This is a genomic window from Sellimonas intestinalis, assembly GCF_001280875.1.
In the GTDB taxonomy this organism is placed as follows: Bacteria; Bacillota; Clostridia; order Lachnospirales; family Lachnospiraceae; genus Sellimonas; species Sellimonas intestinalis.
This window is the reverse complement of sequence record NZ_LGAJ01000007.1, coordinates 13362-35905: the sequence shown is the minus strand read 5'-3', so window position 1 is coordinate 35905 and position 22544 is coordinate 13362. Positions and strand designations below refer to the sequence as shown.

At 44.6% G+C, this 22544-nt stretch carries 23 protein-coding genes, 1 pseudogene and 1 riboswitch; of the genes and pseudogenes, 20 read left to right on the top strand and 4 right to left on the bottom strand.

Annotated features, from left to right (window positions below):
- Positions 1-193 precede the first annotated feature (193 nt).
- The 8 genes from AOA56_RS07580 to AOA56_RS16725 all read left to right on the top strand — a co-directional run bounded on the left by AOA56_RS07580 (position 194) and on the right by AOA56_RS16725 (position 6658).
- Positions 194-1486 (top strand): aspartate aminotransferase type Ic, encoded by a 1293-nt coding sequence (locus tag AOA56_RS07580; RefSeq protein WP_053769318.1) that lies wholly within the window; start codon positions 194-196, stop codon positions 1484-1486.
- Between the two features lie 27 nt (positions 1487-1513).
- Positions 1514-2776, top strand: coding sequence for a Glu/Leu/Phe/Val family dehydrogenase (locus tag AOA56_RS07575; RefSeq protein ID WP_053769317.1), 1263 nt, complete (start codon positions 1514-1516; stop codon positions 2774-2776).
- Between the two features lie 131 nt (positions 2777-2907).
- The gene (locus AOA56_RS07570) at positions 2908-3369 is read left to right on the top strand and encodes a TspO/MBR family protein (protein WP_082349902.1); all 462 of its coding nucleotides are present in this window, start codon (positions 2908-2910) and stop codon (positions 3367-3369) included.
- An 88-nt stretch (positions 3370-3457) separates the two neighbouring features.
- A riboswitch (PreQ1 riboswitch) is annotated at positions 3458-3502 on the top strand.
- Positions 3503-3531: 29 nt separating this feature from the next.
- Positions 3532-4542: a nucleoside hydrolase gene (locus AOA56_RS07565; RefSeq protein ID WP_053769316.1), complete on the top strand. Its 1011-nt coding sequence runs from the start codon at positions 3532-3534 to the stop codon at positions 4540-4542.
- A complete protein-coding gene (locus AOA56_RS07560) occupies positions 4539-5132 on the top strand; it encodes an ECF transporter S component (protein ID WP_053769315.1) in 594 nt (197 codons plus the stop codon). The genes AOA56_RS07565 and AOA56_RS07560 overlap by 4 nt, the downstream gene beginning before the upstream one ends.
- The gene (locus AOA56_RS07555) at positions 5119-5808 is read left to right on the top strand and encodes a radical SAM protein (RefSeq protein ID WP_053769314.1); all 690 of its coding nucleotides are present in this window, start codon (positions 5119-5121) and stop codon (positions 5806-5808) included. Before AOA56_RS07560 ends, AOA56_RS07555 begins: the two co-directional genes overlap by 14 nt.
- Before the next feature lie 82 nt (positions 5809-5890).
- Positions 5891-6154, top strand: coding sequence for a hypothetical protein (locus AOA56_RS07550; RefSeq protein WP_156316918.1), 264 nt, complete (start codon positions 5891-5893; stop codon positions 6152-6154).
- Positions 6155-6217: 63 nt separating this feature from the next.
- Positions 6218-6658: a transposase gene (locus AOA56_RS16725; protein ID WP_082349900.1), complete on the top strand. Its 441-nt coding sequence runs from the start codon at positions 6218-6220 to the stop codon at positions 6656-6658.
- Positions 6659-6918: 260 nt separating this feature from the next.
- On the opposite strand, the gene AOA56_RS07545 is transcribed toward AOA56_RS16725, so the two are convergent.
- On the bottom strand, positions 6919-7584 hold the full coding sequence (locus AOA56_RS07545) for an HD domain-containing protein (protein ID WP_053769312.1): 666 nt from the start codon (positions 7582-7584) through the stop codon (positions 6919-6921).
- A gap of 223 nt (positions 7585-7807) precedes the next feature.
- Between AOA56_RS07545 and AOA56_RS07540 the strand changes: the two genes are divergently transcribed.
- The 4 genes from AOA56_RS07540 to AOA56_RS07525 all read left to right on the top strand — a co-directional run bounded on the left by AOA56_RS07540 (position 7808) and on the right by AOA56_RS07525 (position 11234).
- The gene (locus AOA56_RS07540) at positions 7808-8113 is read left to right on the top strand and encodes a helix-turn-helix domain-containing protein (RefSeq protein ID WP_053769311.1); all 306 of its coding nucleotides are present in this window, start codon (positions 7808-7810) and stop codon (positions 8111-8113) included.
- Positions 8114-8376: 263 nt separating this feature from the next.
- On the top strand, positions 8377-9237 hold the full coding sequence (locus AOA56_RS07535) for a phosphoribosylaminoimidazolesuccinocarboxamide synthase (RefSeq protein WP_024733767.1): 861 nt from the start codon (positions 8377-8379) through the stop codon (positions 9235-9237).
- An 848-nt stretch (positions 9238-10085) separates the two neighbouring features.
- Positions 10086-10283, top strand: a complete 198-nt coding sequence (locus tag AOA56_RS07530; RefSeq protein ID WP_024733768.1) for a helix-turn-helix domain-containing protein — start codon at positions 10086-10088, stop codon at positions 10281-10283.
- A 9-nt stretch (positions 10284-10292) separates the two neighbouring features.
- Positions 10293-11234, top strand: a complete 942-nt coding sequence (locus AOA56_RS07525; RefSeq protein WP_024733769.1) for a DNA-methyltransferase — start codon at positions 10293-10295, stop codon at positions 11232-11234.
- A 34-nt stretch (positions 11235-11268) separates the two neighbouring features.
- Here the strand turns inward: AOA56_RS07525 and AOA56_RS07520 are convergent, their stop codons facing one another.
- Complete coding sequence (locus AOA56_RS07520) at positions 11269-11820, bottom strand: PDDEXK family nuclease (RefSeq protein WP_024733770.1); 552 nt, start codon at positions 11818-11820, stop codon at positions 11269-11271.
- A 229-nt stretch (positions 11821-12049) separates the two neighbouring features.
- Here AOA56_RS07520 and AOA56_RS16350 point away from each other — a divergent pair.
- The 6 genes and pseudogenes from AOA56_RS16350 to AOA56_RS16330 all read left to right on the top strand — a co-directional run.
- A pseudogene (locus tag AOA56_RS16350) lies at positions 12050-12214 on the top strand (helix-turn-helix domain-containing protein); the annotation flags it as partial.
- A 79-nt stretch (positions 12215-12293) separates the two neighbouring features.
- Positions 12294-12722: a DDE-type integrase/transposase/recombinase gene (locus AOA56_RS16345; RefSeq protein WP_238117744.1), complete on the top strand. Its 429-nt coding sequence runs from the start codon at positions 12294-12296 to the stop codon at positions 12720-12722.
- A complete protein-coding gene (locus AOA56_RS16340) occupies positions 12719-12985 on the top strand; it encodes an integrase core domain-containing protein (protein WP_034594952.1) in 267 nt (88 codons plus the stop codon). Before AOA56_RS16345 ends, AOA56_RS16340 begins: the two co-directional genes overlap by 4 nt.
- Positions 12986-13236: 251 nt before the next feature.
- Complete coding sequence (locus AOA56_RS16130) at positions 13237-13401, top strand: hypothetical protein (RefSeq protein ID WP_167337749.1); 165 nt, start codon at positions 13237-13239, stop codon at positions 13399-13401.
- 237 nt (positions 13402-13638) lie between these two features.
- A complete protein-coding gene (locus AOA56_RS16335; protein ID WP_238117743.1) occupies positions 13639-14271 on the top strand; it encodes a recombinase family protein in 633 nt (210 codons plus the stop codon).
- A 15-nt stretch (positions 14272-14286) separates the two neighbouring features.
- Positions 14287-15030 (top strand): DUF4368 domain-containing protein, encoded by a 744-nt coding sequence (locus AOA56_RS16330; RefSeq protein ID WP_242843441.1) that lies wholly within the window; start codon positions 14287-14289, stop codon positions 15028-15030.
- An 87-nt stretch (positions 15031-15117) separates the two neighbouring features.
- Here AOA56_RS16330 and AOA56_RS07495 read toward each other — a convergent pair whose 3' ends face one another.
- Entirely contained in the window at positions 15118-15483 is a 366-nt protein-coding gene (locus AOA56_RS07495; RefSeq protein ID WP_024733773.1) for a TnpV protein, read from the bottom strand.
- 208 nt (positions 15484-15691) lie between these two features.
- On the opposite strand from AOA56_RS07495, the gene AOA56_RS07490 reads away from it, so the two are divergent.
- Together AOA56_RS07490 and AOA56_RS07485 are read left to right on the top strand one after the other, a co-directional pair.
- A complete protein-coding gene (locus AOA56_RS07490; protein ID WP_053769310.1) occupies positions 15692-17158 on the top strand; it encodes a transcriptional regulator in 1467 nt (488 codons plus the stop codon).
- A 90-nt stretch (positions 17159-17248) separates the two neighbouring features.
- Positions 17249-18322, top strand: a complete 1074-nt coding sequence (locus tag AOA56_RS07485) for a M24 family metallopeptidase (protein ID WP_048621092.1) — start codon at positions 17249-17251, stop codon at positions 18320-18322.
- A gap of 85 nt (positions 18323-18407) precedes the next feature.
- Here AOA56_RS07485 and AOA56_RS07480 read toward each other — a convergent pair whose 3' ends face one another.
- A complete protein-coding gene (locus AOA56_RS07480; protein WP_082349897.1) occupies positions 18408-22478 on the bottom strand; it encodes a TIM-barrel domain-containing protein in 4071 nt (1356 codons plus the stop codon).
- Between the last annotated feature and the right edge of the window lie 66 nt (positions 22479-22544).

The following is a 22544-nucleotide window of genomic DNA, read 5'->3' as shown; positions in this document are numbered from 1 at the left end:
ATTCTATAATCTTTTATTTATATCATATTCGATAACTGTATTTTTTTCAAAACAATTTTGCCTATTTTCCAGAATTTTTCTGTATACTATTCTTCTATATAACTTTTAGCTTATAAAGTTTATATAGATATAAATATTTGTTTTTTTCAGGCTGGATTTTTATAATAAGGGCAGAAACAAGGAGGAAACGATCATGGCATCTCTTACAACACTTTCCAAAGAAGATCTGGAAGATCTTCATTCTTCCCTTTGGAACACTTATAAACAGGAACAGACAAAAGACCTGCATCTGAATATGTCCCGCGGAAAACCGTCCGCGGAACAGTTGGATCTTTCCATGGAACTGCTCCAATTTCCCAAATCCTATACACTGGCGGACGGCACTGACGCAAGAAATTATGGCGTCCTGCAGGGAATTGGGGAGTGCCGCCGTCTCTTCGGCGATCTTCTTGATATTCCCGCAGACCAGATCATTATGGGCGGAAACGCAAGCCTGAATTTAATGTTTGACACTCTTGCGTTCCTGTTGCTCTTTGGAACAGAAGGGAAAAAACCGTGGGCAGATGAGCGTGCACAAGGTCGCCCGGTCAAATTCTTATGTCCGGTTCCCGGATATGACCGTCATTTTACTATCTGCGAGGAACTCGGCGTGGAAATGATTCCAGTACCACTGCTTTCCGACGGTCCAGATATGGATCTGGTAACTAGGCTCGTGAAAGAAGATGAACAAATCAAGGGAATCTGGTGTGTGCCGCTCCACTCGAACCCTCAGGGTGTATGCTACAGTGACAAAACCGTAGACACGCTGGCATCCATGACGACCGCAGCCGATGACTTCCGTATTTTTTGGGATAACGCTTATGGAGTACATCATATATACGAGGAAGTTCCTCTGAAAAATATTCTGAAAGCCTGTGAGAAGGCCGGATATCCAAACCGGTGCTATTACTTCTTCTCCACCTCGAAAATTACATTCCCTGGCGCCGGCGTATCGCTTATTGCATCAAGCCCGGACAATGTAAAAGAACTGCTTGGGCATATGTCTGCTCAGACGATCAGTCACGACAAGCTAAATCAACTCCGGCATGTACAGTTTTTCGGCACATCGGAGAATATTCATAACCACATGACAAAACTTGCAGCTCTGCTGAAGCCAAAATTCGACATTGTTCTTCAAAAACTGCAAGACGGTCTGGGAGCAAGCCCTCCCGTTGCCTCCTGGAGCCATCCGAAAGGCGGGTACTTCGTCTCTTTAAACGTCTTTCCGGGATGTGCCAAACGCACAGTAGCACTTGCCAAAGAAGCCGGTGTGACCCTCACGGGAGCCGGAGCTTCTTATCCGTATGGAAAGGATCCGAAAGACAGCAACATCCGGATCGCGCCATCCTACCCTTCCGTAGGGGAGCTGTCCCAGGCTATGGACATCCTAATACTCTGTGTGAAACTTGCCTATATTGAAAACAAGCTGGGAATCCAGCCGAAATAGAACGATCAAGAAAGAAGGAGAAACATTATGAATCAGACGTACAATCCTTATGACAACGTACTCCAGGTAGTACAGCAGGCCGCTGATATTCTTGGCTACAGCGACAGCGATATCGAAGCCATTAAGTATCCGGAAAGAGAACTCAAAGTCTCCATTCCGGTTCGGATGGACGACGGAACGACCCACGTATTCCAGGGCTACAGAATCCAACATTCCACTTCCCGCGGACCTGCAAAAGGCGGAATCCGTTTCCATCCAGACGTTAGCGCGGACGAAGTCCGTGCGCTTGCCGCCTGGATGACTTTCAAATGTGCCGTTGTAAATATCCCTTACGGCGGCGGTAAGGGCGGTGTTGTATGCGATCCGACCAAGCTTACCGAAAACGAAATCCGCGCGATCACAAGAAGATATACAGCTGCCATCGCTCCACTGATCGGACCGGAGCAGGACATCCCGGCGCCGGACGTAGGAACCAACGCGGCTGTGATGGGTTGGATCATGGATACCTACAGCATGTTGAAAGGGCACTGTATCCACGGCGTTGTCACGGGAAAACCTCTCGAACTTGGCGGGGCACTTGGACGAAATGACGCAACAGGACGCGGCGTAATGTTTACAACACACAATATCCTCGGCAAACTCGACATTTCGGCAGAGGGTACAACCGTCGCTGTCCAGGGTGCCGGAAATGTCGGAAGTGTCACCGCAAAACTGCTTTATCAGTCTGGAATGAAAGTCGTTGCCATTAGCGATGTGTCCGGCGGTATCTACAATCCAGAAGGCCTGGATATTCCAGCAATCCTTGCTTATCTTGCCGCAGACCGCAGAAACCTTTTGAAAGATTTCAACGAAGAAGGCACGATCCATATTTCCAATGAAGAACTATTAGAACTGGATGTCACTGTCCTGATCCCTGCCGCTTTGGAGAACCAGATTAATGCAGACAACGCAGACAAGATCAAGGCGAAACTGATCGTTGAAGCCGCAAACGGACCGGTCGCCTCCGAAGCCGACCCGGTTCTCGCCGAAAAGGGAATCCTGATCGTACCGGATATTCTTGCAAACGCCGGCGGCGTTGTCGTCTCCTACTTCGAATGGGTACAGAACATCCAGTCCGTAAGCTGGACAGAAGATGAAGTCAACAAGAAGCTCAAGGAAATCATGGATGCTGCTTTCGCATCCGTGTGGGATCTGGCTCAGGAGAAGCATACGACACTCCGCATGGGCGCCTACCTGATCGCGCTCAAACGCGTCGTTGACGCAAAATCAGCGAGAGCGATCTGGCCGTAAAAGACATGTCCTCCAAAAAGTTTATATAGTTTCTTTGGCACATACATCAGTCTCATAACTTATGTATGTGCCATTTTTGCTCTTCTGAATAAAACAGACGTTTTTCACATACAGTACTAGGGGGTGATGATTTGAAAATTCAATGGAAAAAACTAATAATCTGTATTGCCATACCACTTCTCGTCGGCGGACTGTCCGCTCTTTTGACTCAGAGCAGCATGGAGACCTTTGAGATGGTGAACAAACCGCCGCTCTCACCACCGGGCTGGCTCTTTCCTGTCGTCTGGACCATTCTCTATGTGCTGATGGGAATTGCGTCCTATCTGGTTCTAACCTCCGGAAAACCAGACGATATTGCCCTGAAAGCCTATGGTATCCAGCTTGCCGTGAATTTTATGTGGCCGATTCTCTTTTTCAACCTTAATCTTTACCTGTTTTCCTTTATCTGGCTTGTGGCACTGTGGCTTCTGGTCTACCAGACCATCCGGCTCTTCTGGTCGGCTTCCAAAACCGCCGGAGCTCTGATGATCCCTTATCTTTTATGGATCACATTTGCCGGATATCTGAATCTTGGTATCTATTTCTTAAATTAAGAGATTCTCTGCAGGTGGAAAGTTTCTCTTCCCTTTCCACCTGTCTTCTGCTATACTAGATTCTGCATTTATACAATCGGGTGTTTCGCCCGGACTGGTTCGTGAACTTCCCAGTATAAAAAACCAAGTATCTCAAATGAAACATACAAAGGAGATTGGAGAATGAATGCACGAAAAGTAATTCTGGACTGCGATCCGGGAATCGACGACGCGCTTGCACTGATGCTCGCTCTGTCCCTTCCAGGACTTGATGTTGTCGGGATCACAGTTGTCTGCGGGAATGTTCCCGTCGAAAAGGGCGTAAAAAACGCTTTGAAAATCCTTGAACTTATGAATCGTACAGAGATTGGAGTCTATGCGGGGGAAGAAACCCCGCTTATTCGTCCTTATGTCGATGCCATGGATACCCACGGCCGGGACGGGCTTGGCGAATCAGGGCTAGCCGACTCCACAGTGGGACAGGCCAAGGGCGATGCTGTCCGTTTTCTTGCCGACATTCTACTGTCACAGGACGATGTTTCCGTCATTGCGCTCGGTCCACTGACAAATCTTGCCAGACTCAGACAGGAGTACCCGGACGCCTTTGCGCGTATTCATAATCTTGTGTCCATGGGTGGTACATACAAAGCCCACGGAAACTGTTCCCCTGTAGCCGAATATAACTACTGGTGCGATCCTGACGCCGCCGCCGTTGTCTATGAAGCCTATGCTTCTCTGCCGGAACTTGCCGGAAAAAGGATCCACATGATTGGACTGGATGTGACACGTAAAATTGTCCTGACGCCAAATCTTGCAGCCTACATGAAACGGATCAATCCGCATCTTGGTTCCGTAATGGAATCGATCACCCGGTTCTATATGGATTTCCACTGGGAACAGGAGGGCATCATCGGATGTGTCATCAACGACCCGCTGGCTGTTGCTTATTTTGCCGATCCTTCTCTCTGCGATGGCTTTGACGCCTACACCTCTGTGGAGACAGAGGGCTTAAGCTTTGGACAGACACTGGTGGATGACCACGAAATCTGGAAGAAACCACATAACAGTCACATTCTCACCAAGACAGATCCTTATCGCTTCTTCTTGATGTTTTTCTGTAAGGTACTCGGTGCCAATCCGGCACAGGCGGAATCGATTCTTCCCCAGATTCTTTCCGGGGAGGTGACAGTATGAGATATCCGAAAAAACTGACTGTACTTCAGATGTCGTTTCTGGCACTGGCCGCTGTATTGAATATTGCCGGGGCAAATCTTGCCCTTCTGATCCGGATTCCACTGTATCTGGATACACTGGGAACCTTCCTTGCCGCCATTTTGTTCGGTCCGTTTTACGGAATGGTTCCGGGATTTTTAAGTGGGATTCTGACCGGAATGACAACGGATATTTATTCCCTGTTTTATCTTCCGGTCCAGCTCCTCACCGGACTGACCGCCGGACTCTTTTTCTATGAAAAATCATTTCGGAACGGAAAATACCGGATTCCGCTGTATGCGTTTGTCGTTACTTTACCGGGAACGATTGTTTCCTCCTGCATTACGGCATTTTTATTTGAAGGAATTACCTCATCCGGCTCCACAGTCATGGTACAACTCTTTCATCATCTGGGACTGAATCTTACTGTAAGCGTATTTTGCGTACAGCTTGTTACCGATTTTATTGACCGGACCGTCATGCTGGCCCTGTCTCTGACAGTCCTGCATATTTTACCCGTTTCCGTATTGACTGTTTTAAAGAAAGGAGACCGTACTTATGGATCGATATAGTAAGATCACCAATAAAAATAAGCGGGAGATTGTACTTTTGAAAGCTCTTCCGTGTGCCTGGGGCAAGTGTCGCTTCTGTGATTATATTGAGGACAATTCCAGAGACAGGGAGTCGATGATTACCCTAAACCGGGACGTGCTCTCCCACGTCACCGGAGAGTTCGGCGTACTGGAAGTGATAAACTCCGGAAGCTGTTTTGAGCTTCCAAAGGAAACGCTTACCGACATCCGTACCGTCGTTCGGGAAAAGCACATCCAAAAGCTGTTTTTTGAGGCTCACTGGATCTACCGCAGCCGCCTGGATGAAATGAGAGAATTTTTCGGCATCCCGATTGTATACAAGACCGGCGCCGAAACTTTTGACTATCATTTTCGGGAGCACTACCTGAATAAACACGCTGATTTTCGTGATGCCGAGGAACTGAGCCGTTACTTTGACTCCCCTTGCCTGATGGTCGGCATCCAGGGGCAGACAAAAGAGATGATCCGAAACGATATCAGACTTTTAAAACAGTTTTTTAAGCTCGGCACTATCAATGTGTTCACCAACAATTCCACCGATGTGAAAAGGGATGAAGAACTGGTGAAATGGTTTCTGGAGGAATACCGCGAACTGGAACACGATCCATCCATCGAAGTGCTTTATGAAAATACCGATTTTGGGGTGGGGGATTGATTTGGAAAGATTACAACAGCCATCACTATGGGAGTATCCCAAGATGAACCTGTTGACAAACTAAAGAGAAATGGCTTTCTATATGGTATACTTATTATATCAATTGCAGGAGGTCATTTTTTATGATGGGAAAGCAAAGCGGACAAATCCAGAGTATGGTTATATCCACCAGGCTCGTAAAAAGGGGCTGGGTTATCTGACGGAGATGACAGTGGGTACCAGGCATGGCATTATTACGGGGGTGGACTGTTATCCAGCTAACCAGAGGAAAAGTGATATTATCCTGGAACATTTGAAAGGACAGCCTTGTAAACTATCAGGAAATTGGATTAGATGGCGGATATGATATAGGAGCGGTACACAGAGGGCTGGAGTTATTAGGGGTCCAAGGTTATACAGCGATACGTGAATATCAGAACAATGCAATGAAAAAGGATTCTGTTATGAGGAAGAAACAGACCGCTTTGTATGTAGACAGGGAGAATATTTAGCATTTCAGAAATTAATTTATAAAAAGTCAACGGAGAACTATTACCGTTTATATAGCCGTTCAAAAAAACAATGTAAAAACTGCCCGAATTTTTCAGCTTGTGCCACAGATCTCGGTACAGTCAGAATCAATGCGAGTGCTTATTATCCCTCTTTTTATCGAAATAGCAAGAAAGTAGGGACCAGTGATTATCTGAGAGTCATGAGGCTTAGGAAGATATGGGCAGAAGGAACATTCGCAGTTTTAAAACGAGGACATAAATTAAATAAAATCCAGAAAAGAGGCCTTCAGAAAGCGATAGAAGAATGCCTCTTATCGGCAACGGCGTTAAATCTAAAACGGCTGGTAAAAGCGGTTTAAATAACCGAATTTACCAGCTGTTTTATGGCATTTCAAGAAAACATGCAGAAATAAACACTGAAAAAGTGAGTTTGTTGGGAAAATAGCCTCCTGCAATGGATATAATAAGTATACCATACAGGAAGCCATTTCTCTTTAATTTGTCAACAGATCCATTTTGGAATACTCCCTAAAATTTTGTCAATTTGCAAAACATACTGCCATTTAATGATTGGCAGTCTATTTTATATACAGTTCTTTTACCAATATGTTCTTTTGCATTAGTTCAATTTTTCACGGAAATTTTTTAACACAGATATCTCTTGTATTTCAAAAAGCAATTCTTCATAAAACTTATGCGCATGACTATTTCGCATTTCCCATAATTCCAGCGCCCGTTTTGTATATAATTGTTGACCAATTTTTGAAAGTTTACAATTGTATTCTCGAATAAATGAAGGAGAATCATAATCTATTGCCAAAGAATCCATATCAAAAGAATACAAAGGCTCTCCTATAATACCTTTATACATAAGTGTTCGTGCAATTCCTATGCATCCCGTCGCATCTAATTTATCTGCATCAAATAATATTTTAGCCTCAATACTTTCTGGTCGCTCCATCCCTCGGAAACGATGTGTTCGGATGCATTCTTGAACATGAGAGATTTGTACAGATGTATATGAAAATTCACTTAAAATTTTTTCTGAAAGCTCAGCACCTCGCTTAGCATGACAAACAGATGGATCTAATCTTTCCTCTTCACGTGCAATATCATGTAAAAGTGTTGCTGTAATTAAAATATCCATATCAACAATTTCTTTTTCATTCTGGGCAATATCTAAAACAAATGATAAAACACGATATACATGAAGCATATCGTGGATTGATTCGGAACAATATTCTATCAAAATATTATTTAACTGCGTAAAAACTTCTTTAGTCATGTCAATAACTGAGCCGTATTATTAAATCTTTCCACCCATTTCCTTTCTCAAATTTTCATTAGGTTTATAAAAATATTATACGTTTTATCGTACCATTTTGCAATATAGATTTCCAGTATAATGAATTAATGCTTAATACTATTTTGGTATTTTCTGAGATCTTTGATTGACTCGATTTGAATTTTGGGTAAAATATTGACTCACATTTTCGGAGGTGTTTCTTGTGAATGTATTAGACAAAATAACCTGGCTCTGCCTAGAACGCAATTGGTCCGAATATCAGTTAGCTGAAAAATCCGGTCTGACTCAGTCTACGATTTCTACCTGGTATCGTAAAAATATGCTGCCTACAATTCCCTCACTTATTAAAATTTGTGATGCATTCGGTCTTACGCTTTCTCAGTTTTTCCTTGAGGATGATGGAAACACTATTCATATTACAGAACGCCAAAAACTACTGTTGGACTATGCAGCAAAACTTAGTCCGGAACAATACAGCGCCCTGCTTAATTTTTTAAAGACTTTATAATATTCTACGCTTTCCTACAAGGCAGATCGTATTTCTCATGCCTCTGCCTTGTACCTGTTTATTTAGCGCTCATGTTGTATATTAAAACTGACTCGATAAAAATAACCAGAAAAAGGATTGCTTTTTTAATCGTTTCTGCTTATCCTATTATATGAAAGCTACAAACTGGCAACGATTCAGTCATACGGCTCAGATTCGCAGCTAAATCTTCACGCATGGCTGAATAGTTACAAAAACGAAATCAGATAAGCGAGGTATGAGAAATGAAACCGATCAAAGAAGGAAAAGTACGTGAAATCTACGATAACGGCGACAGCCTGATTATGGTGGCCACAGACCGTATTAGCTGTTTTGACGTGATCTTAAACAATACGATCACAAAGAAAGGTACTGTACTGACTCAGATGTCCAAGTTCTGGTTTGATATGACAGCAGATATCCTGCCAAACCACATGATTTCCGCAGATGTAAAAGATATGCCGGAATTTTTCCGCCAGCCGCAGTTTGACGGTAACAGCATGATGTGCAAGAAGCTCAACATGCTTCCGATTGAGTGTATCGTCCGTGGCTACATCACAGGCAGCGGCTGGGCAAGTTACCAGAAAGACGGCACCGTATGCGGCATTCGTCTTCCGGAAGGTCTCAAAGAGTCCGATAAGCTTCCGGAGCCAATCTACACACCGTCCACCAAAGCTGAGATCGGTGAGCACGATGAGAACATCTCCTACGAACAAAGCATTGCTCACCTGGAGAAATATTTCCCGGGCAAAGGCGAAGAATATGCCGCAAAACTTCGGGACTATACCATCGCTCTTTATAAAAAGTGCGCTGACTACGCTTTAACCCGTGGCATCATCATTGCGGATACCAAGTTTGAATTTGGTCTGGATGAAGACGGCAACATCGTACTTGGCGACGAGATGCTCACACCGGACAGCTCCCGCTTCTGGCCGGCTGACGGCTACGAGGCTGGACATGGACAGCCGTCCTTTGACAAGCAGTTTGCCCGCGACTGGCTGAAAGCGAACCCGGATAACAACTGGACACTTCCGCAGGACGTTGTACAGAAAACAATCGATATCTACTTACAGGGATACGAGATGCTGACAGGCAAGACACTGTAAAAAACGATATAGAAAAAGATGACCCCAAGGGTAGCTACTTATAAAACAGTATCAACCGACAAACTGAAATAGGGTAGCTGTCATGCAGGGTGTAGAAAAAGGCGCGTAGGAAACAAATCGTTTCTTGCCCGCTTTTTTTCATGCCCTTTGTTACGCAGTAGGGGCTGAAAAAGCATTGATACAGGCGGCTTTGCGGGCGCGTTTCTCGCTTGGCAAGGGAATTATACCTTTTTCCTCAAAAACACCTTTCTACTGCGTAACAAAACGATGGTAATTATCCGAGGGAGCATAGACCGTCTATCTCGGTTTTCCCTATGTTGGAAAAGCCTACGTTGGAAAATCCAACGCAATTAAATAAAGATATAACTAACTAAAGAAAAATCAAATACGGATTCAATCAAATACCGATTCCCTTCCTATCCTTTCCCTAATCCCTCTCCTTTGGAGCAAAGCGGCAGAGCCGTCGGAATGGAGGGAAATAGAAGGGAAATAGCGACATAAAGAAATATCATTTGCTATGTTACGCAATAGAACGCCATTTTGAAAGGTGGGAGTATAAAACCTTCCCCCTCTCCTTATCGTCGCTGAAATGCGCTTAAATCAAGCGAAAGAAGCACTCTATCGCGTATTACTCCATAATGAATTGAGAGCGTAAGCGGTTTATCCGATTGTGCTCTCTTAGCTGCCCAACAGCAAAGGCAGAGAAAACCGTCAAGGACGCGCAAGCGTGCATTTTATCCTTGACGGTTTTTCTGTTTTTGCTATCACAATTTAATATCCCGAGAAATAAATATAAAAATATTGACTTCTAAATACTTTTGTGCTATATTTTAAATGAGGTGATAAATATGTCTTTTTCTTACAAACCATTATGGAAATTGTTGATTGATAAGGAAATGACAAAAAAGGCACTTATGCAAGCAACTGGGATTTCTAAATCAACTATGGACAAAATGGGACGCGGCGAACAAGTATCAATGGATATTATTGACCGCTTATGCAACTACTTTGAATGTGGTGTAGAAGATATAATTGAGCATTATTGAGGTGTTTATATGGCTGGATATTCTACAAAATTAGGTAAATGTATTCAAGGTGATAGTTTAGAGATACTACATACTTTATCAAATAATAGTATAGATTTAATTATAACGTCCCCGCCTTTTAGCTTGCAAAGGCATAAAAGCTATGGCGAAGTAGCGCAAAACGAATATGTGGACTGGCTTTTGCAATTTGGCTCTATTGCACATAGTAAGCTAAAAGATACGGGGTCTTTTGTTATTGATATTGGTGGCGCATACCAAAAAGGGCAACCAATAAAGGCATTATATCCGTTTAGATTTATGATACGAATGTGTGACGAATTAGGATATAAATTAGCGCAAGATTTCTATTGGCATAATCCTTCTGCTTTGCCTACCCCTATTGAATGGGTAAATAAAAGAAAGATAAGGTGTAAAACTTCTGTAAATACCGTATGGTGGTTTAGTAAAACAAATAGTCCTAAATCTAATATAAAGAATGTGCTTGTCCCATATTCATCGCGAATGAAAAATCTAATAGAGCGTCCTCAAGATTTTGTGAAACAGGAGGGTACAGTTAGACCATCAGGACATGTAATGGGAATGAAGTCTTGGGCAAAAAACAATGGTGGAGCAATTCCCTCAAATTTGCTGCAAATTAGCAATAGTGAAAGTAATAGTCAGTATCTTAGATACTGTAAAATAATTGGTATAAAAGGGCATCCCGCCAGATTCCCGTTAAAGCTTCCAGAATTTTTTATTAAGATGTTGACGGATGAAAACGATCTCGTTGTTGACATATTTAGCGGTTCAAATACTACGGGACAAGCATCTGAATGTTTAGGGAGAAAATGGTTGAGTATTGACTTTAACCTTGAGTATGTAGCTAGTAGTGTGTTTAGGTTTGCTGACAATGTAGAAATGGCAAATCAATATTTTAATGAGATAATGGATAAGCAGGACTTGTTAATATAGGCAAAGAGAATGCCTTACAAGACATTCCCTTTGCCTACAAGGTTTTAAGTACTTCAGCAGGGTCAAGAGGTGTAGAAATAGGATATACTTTTGTTCCGACTTCTTTAACATATTTGAGAGGTATTTTAGGGTTGTTCAAATGTGCATTTTCAATGTTTGCTGCGATTTTTTCTTTAACACTCTGTTCCCATTTTGAAAAATATGTCTCAAGATGTCGAGGATTTACAACGTAAACTTCTTGTAGTATAATTCCTTTATATGAACTAAATAGCCACCGTTCTTGCCTAAAAACATTGATACGCTCTAAATTTGTATGATGATTTGTTGAAAAGCTGCTTGTAAGATCTATATTAACCGTTTTAAGCTCCCAAGCATGACCGTATCTATCAATAGCATCGCTCCCCTCTCTACCGGGCTGATTGTCAAAATCGAATAGCACCAAAGTTTGCAGCAGCTTTAAATTGTTGTCTTGCGCTATATCTGCAATTTGATAAGTTTTAGCTAATTCCTCTATATCGTCAAGTTTTGACCACATATCGTTGAAACAATCTATTTTATCTCTATGCTCTTTATCATAATAAGCCACGTCAAATCCTCCTTATGTATTAGATAACTGCCTTAATAGCGACAATTACATATAAAAAATTATAACACCTTTGTAGAAGTATATCAATCTGCAAATGTGTTTCTATTTTTTCCTTTTGTAGGATTACAATACATGTGTTACAACTGAATAATTAAAAAGCGAGGATAGACTCTCTTTGTGTTATATTTGAATCACCACAAAACAAAAATACATAAAGGAGCTTCCTCGCATGGCAAGTATAACACAAGATATGAGATTTCGTCTATCACTGATTAAATACACTGAACGTTTTGGTGTTTCCAATGCTGCCAGAAAATATAAGACAAATCGGCAGTTTATCTATCGTTGGAAGAACCGCTATGACGGTTCCTGGGATTCCCTCAGAGACCGCTCCAGACGTCCCCATTCTCATCCAAATCATCATACCCTTGCTGAGATCAAGCTCATTCAGGATATGCGCAGGCGTAACCCTCATGCTGGTCTGGTCGGTCGTATTCTGGGGCAAGCTCATGCAGCGGGGCTATCAACGCTCGATCCCAGGACTTTATTGGTTCCTTATGAAACAAGGAATGACTGCTCAAAAGCTTCCAAATCCTAAGTACATTCCCAAACCTTATGAACAGATGTCCTATCCCGGACAGAGAGTCCAGATTGACGTAAGGTTCGTTCCCGCCTGCTGCCTGGTCAATGAAGCAAAAGGCAAACGTTTTTATCAGTATACCGCTATTAATGAATATTCCCGCTGGCGGTATGTGGAAGCCTTTGAAGAACACAGCACCTATTCTTCCGCGGTATTTTTGCGCCATTTCCTGGAACGTTTTCCTATGCCTGTTGAATGTGTCCAGACAGACAATGGGACAGAGTTTACAAAGCGTTTTCCACTTCTAGGAAGGAGACTTTGACCTTATTTCAGCGTGTTTTACAGGAATATGGAATCCGGCATAAACTGATCCGTCCATTTACCCCAAGGCATAATGGGAAGGTAGAAAGAAGCCACCGCAAGGATAACGAACGTTTCTATGCCAGCCATACGTTCTACTCTTTTGAAGATTTTTCAAAACAGCTCAAGACATACAATCATAAGGATTATAATCAGTTCCCTATGCGTCTGTTAGGCTGGAAATCACCACAGACTATCCCAAGGGATTTATTCAGTATGGTGTAACATATGTTTGACAAACTTACACAAATGTGTTTCTATTTTTTGCCTTTGGTATTTTCAATTTTTTCTTAAATCTCCCCGAAATCTTTGGCAAAATCGCCATGTGTGGTGTAGTAGGTATCGAAAGGATTTTCAGAGGGTTTGGGATACTTCCCAACAAGCAAAATGCAGAACATTTTCGGAAAAGGGTACTCTTTTCCTATGCTTGCTCCGAAACTTCTCACTTTATCAAATACGGAAAGGAAGGGAAAAGAGTGGAAGGTCAACAAAAAATCAAAGACGGACATATCGTGGTAAAAAATCCGCTGTTTCAAGAACTGCCTACGCATGAAGTAACGATAAAATCCGGCAGGACGCTTTATCGCTTTACGGGCAGCTATGACGGGGAAAGGAGCAGAAATTATGTTAAGGCAGTCTGACAGAATTACCGCCCTCTATTGCCGCTTATCGCGCGACGACGAATTACAGGGGGGGGACAGCAACAGCATTGTTAATCAAAAGGCGATTTTAAGTAAATACGCAAAGGAGACCATTTTCCTAATCCTCAATTTTTTGTGAACGACGGGTATTCGGGGGCGAACTTTGACCGTCCCTCTTGAAGTGAACTGGTCGCTCTGATTGAAGATGAAAAGGTCGGCGTTCTGATTGTCAAGGATATGTCCCGTTTGGGGAGTGATTATCTGAAAGTCGGCTTTTATACGGAAGTCCTGTTTGTGGAGAAAGGCGTGCGGTTTATCGCTATCAATAACGGCATAGACAGCGTAAACCAAACGGACAGCGATTTTACTCCATTTTTGAATATCATCAACGAATGGTATGCGAAAGACACAAGCAAGAAAATCCGCGCTGTGATGAAGTCCAAAGGCGAAGCAGGGGAACACCTCTGTACCAATCCGCCCTATGGCTACATGAAAGACCCCGACAATAAAAAGCGTTGGGTTGTAGACGAAGAAGCTGCCGAAGTAGTCAAAAGGATTTTTGCGCTCTGCTTAGAGGGTTACGGTCCGACACAAATTGCCCGTATTCTGAAAGAGGAACAGGTCTTAACGCCGACAATCCATTTCATGCAGATAGGACGCACAACAAGGAACGCGCCGCCGGACAATCCCTACAACTGGACAGGAGATACCATAGCGGATATTTTGGAACGACCGGAATATCAAGGGCATACGGTAAACTTCAAAACCTATAAGCAATCCTACAAGAGCAAAAAGACCTGTTACAATCCAGAGGAAAAATGGCTTATGTTTGAGAATACCCATGAAGCGGTTATTGACGCTGACACATAGGAACGAGTACAGGAATTGCGGAAGAACAAACGCCGCCCGACGAGGACGGGAAAGACAAATATGTTCTCCGGTATTGTGCGCTGTGCCGACTGTGGGGAAAAGCTGTATTACTGCACAAGCAAGAACTTTGAAGCAAGGCAAGACCATTTCGTCTGCTCTACTTCAAGGCTCAAAGGAAAAGCGGTTTGCTCTACTCATTTTATCCGCGCCGTTGTCTTGGAACAGGGCGTACTCGCTCACATGAGATTGACGATTGCCTGTGTCGCTAACCATGAAGAACAATTCCGAAAAGCTATGGGCGCGAAGCAGAAAGCCGAAGCGAAAAAGGAACTGGCGGCGAAGCGGCGGCAACTGACGCAGGCGGAACGGCAGATAGAAGAACTTGACCGATTATTCAAGCGTATTTACGAGGACAACGTAGGCGGGAAATTATCTGACAGCAGATTTCAAATGCTCTCTGACGATTACGAACAGGAGCAGGAAAAACTGCGGGAAAAGCTGTTGCGATTGAATGAAGAAATTAGCGAACAGGAAGAACAATCCGAGAACATTGACAGGTTCATCAGCAAAGTACGGAAATATCTTAACTTGGACGAATTAACGCCCGCTGTTTTAAACGACATGGTAAAAGCGGTGTACGTCCACGCGCCGGACAAGTCAAAGGGATATAGGGAACAGCAGATTGACATTTCCTATGACCTTGTGGGAATACTCCCCGCGTCTTTACTAAATGAGCTGCAAAATAGAGAAACGGCATAGCCCGCAAGCTACGCCGTTTCCCGAAAACATTTCTAATACTGTCTTATGAGTGCCGCCCCAACAGCCATCTTTTTTCTATATTGTATTCTAGCAATACACGAGTTCTCTCACCGCCTGCTTTTCCGCAGCTCTCCGAAGTTTCTCCATCCGTTCAATCCAGTCCGTCGAATTACTGTACTTCCCACCTTCTTGAATCCCCGCTTCCTCCATCAGTTCCGGCAATATATGATCCATACGCTCCTGTACTTTCTGTTCCGTCTCAATTAAATAAGGATATATCTTCTCGTCCAGCACCAGCCTGCTGTAAAATACAGGCTCATGCTCCCGCAGATAGATCTCTCTCATTCTTCCATACTTTCCAATAAACCGGTCTGTCCTTGCCGTCAGTTTCAAATCAGGAATTTCACCGGTTCCCTTCCCGGTCCGGTTACGGTTTTCCTCTGGATTGCCCATATCTTTTCTCCTCTTTCTGCAAAGCGCTTCTTTTGGCAGCGCAACTTTTTTACAATCATTAAAACTCAGTTTATCGTTTCAATTCCTTTTTCTCAATATGCGGCGCTTTTTGTGGACAAATTATTTGCTTTCTTCTGCTGGCTTTTCGGAACATATTTTTATATAATGTTTTCACATAATTGATTTACATTCAGAGGAGTGCAAAAATATGATACCTGATTTTGCAAAAGTACTATCCGACTATATACACGAGAAAAATGTGAATGTATATTCCATGGCGCAGTTCTGCGATTTGGATCGTTCCACCATGTATAAGTTTATCAATGGGAAACGGCGCCCGTCTTCCATCTCCCTTGTCCGGAAGATGGCCGATTTTATGCTGCTGACTCCGGCGGAATACCAGCTTCTCTCAGAGGCGTACCGGATTTCCCTTGTAGGCCCGGAAATCTATTTCCGGCGGAAATACATCTGGAAATTCCTCCAAAATCCAGGAAAGTATATCAGCGCTCTCCCTGTCAATTTCACAAAGACAGGGGCCCATTCTACCCCCCCCCCCCTTGCAGAAATGACCGTGCTGGACGGACAATCTCAAATTACAAACTGTATGTTTGAGATTCTCGCTCAAGAGGCACAGGAGGAACAGGGAAAGATCCAGATTTTCATGGATCCCGATTTTTCGTCCATTATCGATTATCTGGCGTCCCTTGGCTGTCGGAACCACAGCCTGCAGATTGAGCATATCTTCTGCATGGATAACACCCAACAGTTGATGGATAACGGACAAAATTATAATCTCTACTGTCTGGAACAGATCCTCCCGCTTTACACGTGCGGGTGTCTTTACAATGCTTATTATTTTTATGATACAATGTTCACCCGAAAAAATACTCTGGAAATTTTCTCCGTGATGCTGATCACGTCCCGGTATGCACTTTTGTTTACCAGAGACCGGAGCCAGGGAATTCTCTTTGGCAACCGTGCATCTGTACAGCTTTACCGAAATATATTTGAGCGCTTTTATCCGAGCGTCTCCTCTTTCGCCGATAAAGTAACGGACGTGATCTCCCAGATTCAGCGACTGATTTCTTTTGATTTTGGGGAAAAAGACATTTATATTTTCCAGCCTCTTCCGTGTCTGACTTACTGTCTGCCAGAAGAATTTCTGGACCGGTACCTCTACCCGGATCTTCCGGGCCGGGAGCATGTACTGGGAATGTTATCGGACTTCATCCGCCGAACGAAAGATTCTTTCTCGGAACGGCGTCCCTACTTCCTTTTCACCGAGCAAGGTGTCCGGGATTTTCTGGAAACCGGACGTGTCCCGGACTATCCCGACTATGTGTACGCACCGTTTTCCATACGGGACCGGATGTTTCTCATCCAGGAAATAATGAAAAAATGTTTGCCACAGCAGCTTTGTATGCTGAAGAAAAACTATTTTTATTCCAACCGGAGCATCAGCATTTTTTCCTCGCCTCATTCCGGCTACCTGTTTCTACCGGTCTGCAATGAGGCGGACTCCTGCGAACAGATTTACCTGGACATCACCGAATCTCACCTCGTGTCGTCCTTTTATGATTTTTTGCTTTATCTGAAAGAGAACTTTTGTTATAGTCCAGATGAGACCGGCAAAGTCCTCCGGCGGATTCTTCAAGAATTTCATACCAGAGTATAAACAATTTGCACAAAAAACAGTTGAGATTTTCCCCATTTATGCTATACTATTTCCAGAATATGTTATAGACACGAAAGGAGTATCTTACCAATGAATGACAGAATTTCACGTGTATTAAAGAAAATGGAGGAGAAAGGCCTCACACAGTTGATCGTCTCCGATCCTCTGAGCATCCGGTTCCTGACAGGAATCATGGTAAATCCGGGCGAGAGACTTTACGCCCTTATCCTCAGAACGAGCGGAAAGCACACTATGCTTCTGAACTATCTCTACTTTGTAAAGGATACCGGGTTTGAGGAAGTATGGTTCTCCGATATGGAAGATCAGATCTCCATTATCGCAGACCAGATCGATCCGGAACAGACGCTTGGTATCGACAAGACATGGCCGGCACGTTTCCTGATCCCGCTTCAGGAGAAACTCCCACAGTTGAAGACCGTCTGGGGATCCGACTGTGTAGATGGTGTTCGTGCCGTAAAAAATGAAGAAGAAATCGCTATTATGAAAAAAGCTTCCGAAATCAACGATATGGTGATGGAAAAGGCCGCGAATTACATCAAAGAAGGTATGACAGAAAAGCAGATCGCAGACTTTATCGATTCTGAGTATCTCAAAGCAGGTGCAAGCGGAACAAGCTTTGACACCATCGTATGCTTTGGGCCAAATGCCGCGGATCAGCACCATACGCCAAGTGATACCCGTACACTGAAAGCTGGCGAATGTGTCCTGATCGATATGGGATGCGTATGGCAGGGATACTGCTCCGATATGACAAGAACATTTTACTGCAAATCCGCAGATCCGGAACAGACGGAAATCCACGACATTGTACGCGAGGCTGTGTTAAGAGCCGAGTCTGTGATCAAACCAGGAGTTAAGTTCTGTGATATCGACGCACAGGCAAGGGATTACATCGATGAAAAAGGCTATAGCGAATACTGGAAGATCCGTCTTGGTCATTTTATCGGACAGGAAGACCACGAATACGGCGACGTCAGTCCGATCAACAAGAATGAGGCTGAGCCGGGTATGATCTTCTCCATTGAGCCAGGTATCTACATTGAAGGTAAATACGGAGTTCGTATCGAGGATCTCGTTCTCGTAACCGAAGACGGACACGAGCTTTTGAACTCTGTAGAAAAGAAATGGCGGATTGTGGGCTAATTACCGACTTATTCTTTTCTATTATATGACATATGAAGGGGCATGTTTCCATCTTACCGGAAACATGCCCCTTTTTCTATCTGTTTTACTGAATCTGATCTGGGCCCAGGATCAATACATCTCCAAGCTCCATCTCCTCTGCCGGACGTAAGTCGGTCCGTGCTTTCATGGTGATAACAGCAAGCTGTCCGTCTCCGTGGTATAATGGTTTGTCGCCACGGTTTGCAAATGCCAGGTTGACATAAGCCGTACCATCGCTGTATATCTTATTGACGGTCAGATCTTCCATGGAGGCGATCCCTTCTGCTTTCTCCGTTGATATGAACTCCAGGTTTTCCGGATCATAATCAATAACCTTTCCAAATGCATTGATATTCTCTGTCTGTTCTGCCAAAACAAAGATTCGGAAAGTCTCTCCTGCTTTAACTTCCTCTTTCTCCGGTGCTAAACGTACACTTCCTGCCGCAGCTCCTGTCTGCTTCGTCCCGCCGTCCAGCTTAAACATTGTGAACGCATAGTCGTAAACATCGTACACGCCATTCATGTTGATATCGCCGCCTCGTTTCTGGATCTGATCCACAAAGTTGGCTCCGTCTTTCACAGAAGTTCCGAGGTAGTTCTTCATGTTGGTGTAATCGCCCTCTGCCACTTCCTCGTTCTTATTCGTACTTCCGACCGCAAACGGCTTCGTGCCGTCTTTCTTATAGACTGGCAGTTCGTGTGCCGCAAAATAGTTTTTCCGCGACTGTACAACTTCCAGCTTCACATATCTTGCGAGGACACCGTTCAGCGATACTGCCTTTCCATTGTCCTCTACATCCAGGTCCGTGTTGTATGTCCACACCTCCTGTTCGGCTCCGTTCCACTCCAGTTTCCAGTGTCTGCCGTCCATACTGGAGTAGACATTCATCCTCTCCACGGTTCCGCTTCCGTAGCTGTCTCTTGGATAATATTCAAACTTATCCAGCTCGTAAGCCGCGCCAAAATCATAAATAAACGGAGTCTTCTCTTTGACAACGTCGTCTGCCGAGAAGAAGAGTCCCCGGAAACTATGGTCTGTCGCATATTTGATCGGGCCTGCCTCGTCGCTGCCGGTCCAGGTTACTGTTCCCGCGGCGCCGATTTCATTTCTCCATGGATCAGACAGTGTCATGGATGTAATCATCTCGCTCCATGCAGAATATCCTTCTTCATTTCTGGAACGGATCTGGAAACAATGCTCAGAATGATACTCCAGGTCATCGTGCAGATAGGAGTCTGCATCTCCCATCGTATAGAGCTGTCCGTCGATTTGCATCTCATAGCTCTCTGCACCTTCTATCTTGTTCCAATGAAGCCAGATGGAAGAAGATGTTTTCTTCTCTTCCGGAATCGTCAATTCCGGTACGGAAAGCTTGACATTTTCCTGTTCTTTTCTTTCCTTGGCTCTATAGATGAATCCCAGAATCTCCACACGCTGGGCCATTGTCTTTGCGTCCGCCGCTGCCATCTTGATATAAAGTTTTGGCATTGTCCGCACGTTTTCTGTCATCTTCAAAAGCTCTGTCTCCGCTTCTGAAGCGTATGTCCGAAGTCTTGGAGCCTCATCATAGAAGAACCAGGCTTCGCCCTGCGCCGGGATCTGCTCCTCAAAGTTTTTCTGATCTATAACTTCTTTTACAACCAGGCTTTTCTCTCCATTTGACGCAAGAATCGCTTCCGGTCTACAGGAAAGATTCACAATCCAGGTCGTCTCTCTACGGGAACTGTATCCCTCATAATTCCCCTTGGAAACTTCCGCTGTCAGAATCGCCTTGTCACCTTCCACTTTGGATGTGTATGTGGTGGAGACATGATCCCCATAGGAAATGTGATCGATCGTTCCATATCCTTCCGCTTCCTCTGTCTCATTGGAAATATACTTTCCATCATCCTCATATACCGTATAAGACGTCTCTCCTGACGGCCACACTTCAATCAGCCGCTTCTCTCTACAGATAGCGTCCGGCGTGTTATTTTCCTCGTACATTGGAAGAATGGCACCCTGTTTTACAAAAACAGGAAGCTTCCAAAGCGGCGCGTCAAAGTTATTGATCACCTGTCCTCCATGGTACAGCTCTCCGGTGAGATAATCTACCCAGATCTGATTGGAATCAGGAAGATAAATGTGATTCCTCACATCATTTCCCATTTCGTCCCCGTCTATATTCTGATAAACCGGCGCTACAAGGATGCTTTCACCGAGCATGAACTGGTACTGCATGGAACGGCTGTACGCATAGTCGTCCTCCGGATACTCCAAAAACATGGCCCTTACCATCGGAAGACCAGTATCGCCATTTCCGGTATCCAGGTTGGCTGCCGCTGCCGCACATGTATAAATATATGGCATCAATCTTGATTTCATCTTCATGTACATCCGGTTGATCCCGGTATACGGATCTCCAAAGGTAAATGGCGCTTTCATGTATGTGCCCCATCCATCCATATTGAGCATCTGCGGAGTAAAGGATTTCCACTGGTAATCTCTCGCCGCAATCAGCGCCTTTCCGCCGAAAATTCCGTCCATATCACTTCCGATATTCGGATTCCCACTCAGAGAACTTCCGATATAGGTCGGAATGTGGAACCGGATATACTCCCAGTTGCCCCCGGTCTGATCCCCGCTCCACACACTGTTGAACCGTTGGGAACCTGCCCAACCGTCCAGAGAAATAATATTCGGGCGGAAATTCTCTGAAGTCGTTACGATATCATAGGCTGTCTTGACGCCGTTTAACTGGAACGAATACCCCGGACCGACCCACGCTACGTCCGTTTTCAGTGTCGTCGCTCCGCCCTTTGTTACTTCCTTGCGAAAATCTCGGAGCAGATGCCAGTAAGTCTTCTCATCAGAATCCGGACTTAAATTACTTTCTGTCCAGAGACCGGACGCCACTCCTTTGCTGTTGGCGTACTCAGTAAACCGTGCCAGATTTTCTACATTGGCGTCCACCGCCGCAATCCGTTCTTCGGAACTGGATCCGTCCTCATTGACGCCGCCCTGCACATAGTACCCGTTCTGTCCATATCCTCCGCCATATCCGTCATTTGGCAGGAAATAGCCAAGCGGCATATCGTACCGGAGATACTCATCCAGTACCGCTCTTGCGGAATATTCATACGGGGTGTCCACGTTTGCCGGATAATGTTCTGCCCCAACTACCGGTCCCTCCCCATTCAGCGATTCGGAATGTTGTCCCTCGGACAGGCGATATCCGGTCGCCATTCCGCTCTCATAACGGGTCTTTCCCTCCATGAGATGGGAGTCCGTTCCCTTGACCGTCCAGGCTTTGTCCCCGGATTCATCGGACCAGGCGTCACGGTTATAGCAATTTAAGTGTCCCTCGTAAAATCCGTATTCCGGAAGCAGCATTGGATTTCCTGTCACATGGTAATACGCACGCAATAACGCCCTTGCCGACTCGCGCCCGTTTTCCTTTTCTGTTAGGAAATAGTATGCGCTGAAATGGTGCTCTTTGTGAGACGCAAGGACAAGCCCTTCGTCCGTCTCACCAAAGTCATACGTTCCATCGGAGAATGTATTTCTCAAAACCCCGTATCCTGCTGTCGTATAGTAGAATGGATTTGGGGACGCTACTCCTCCGTCCATCCAGGCGCTCTCATTGACAATCTGAATTTTTTTCCCAGTATGTACGAAACGGCCGTTCTGTGTACCGCCTCCGTAGAACTGCTCTTTCTCGTGGCGCGCCAATGTCTGGATCGTCTCATCCCCCGTAAACTCCAGTGGCTTGGCCTCTTCAAGAATCTTACGCTTTCCCACATAGATCGTCATCCTGCCTGTCTCTTTTTCAAAGACAATACATGTCTCTTTGCACCGGATGCATACCGATACCGGATCCTCTGTAACTTCTGCCTCCGGCTTCATATATGCGTCCGAACTGTCCGGGCGCTGCTGGATCTTCGCCGTATGCGCCTCATCTCTTGGTGCAGCGTACTCTGAGACGCTGCCTTCTCTGCTGACGTCATAGCGGAAAATCTTCTCTTCCAGAAAGGTGATCGTCCCCCGGATCCCTTCCTGAAAAGACACCTGCACGATATGGTGCCTTTCAGCGTCTCTTTGTGCGGACGTCACTTTGCTGATGGCTCCGCAGACTGTCTGCTTTTCTTCGCTCATTGAAAACCTCCTTTTCCATAATCTCTGGGATTACGGATGATGCCTAGAATAGTTTGATACAATTAT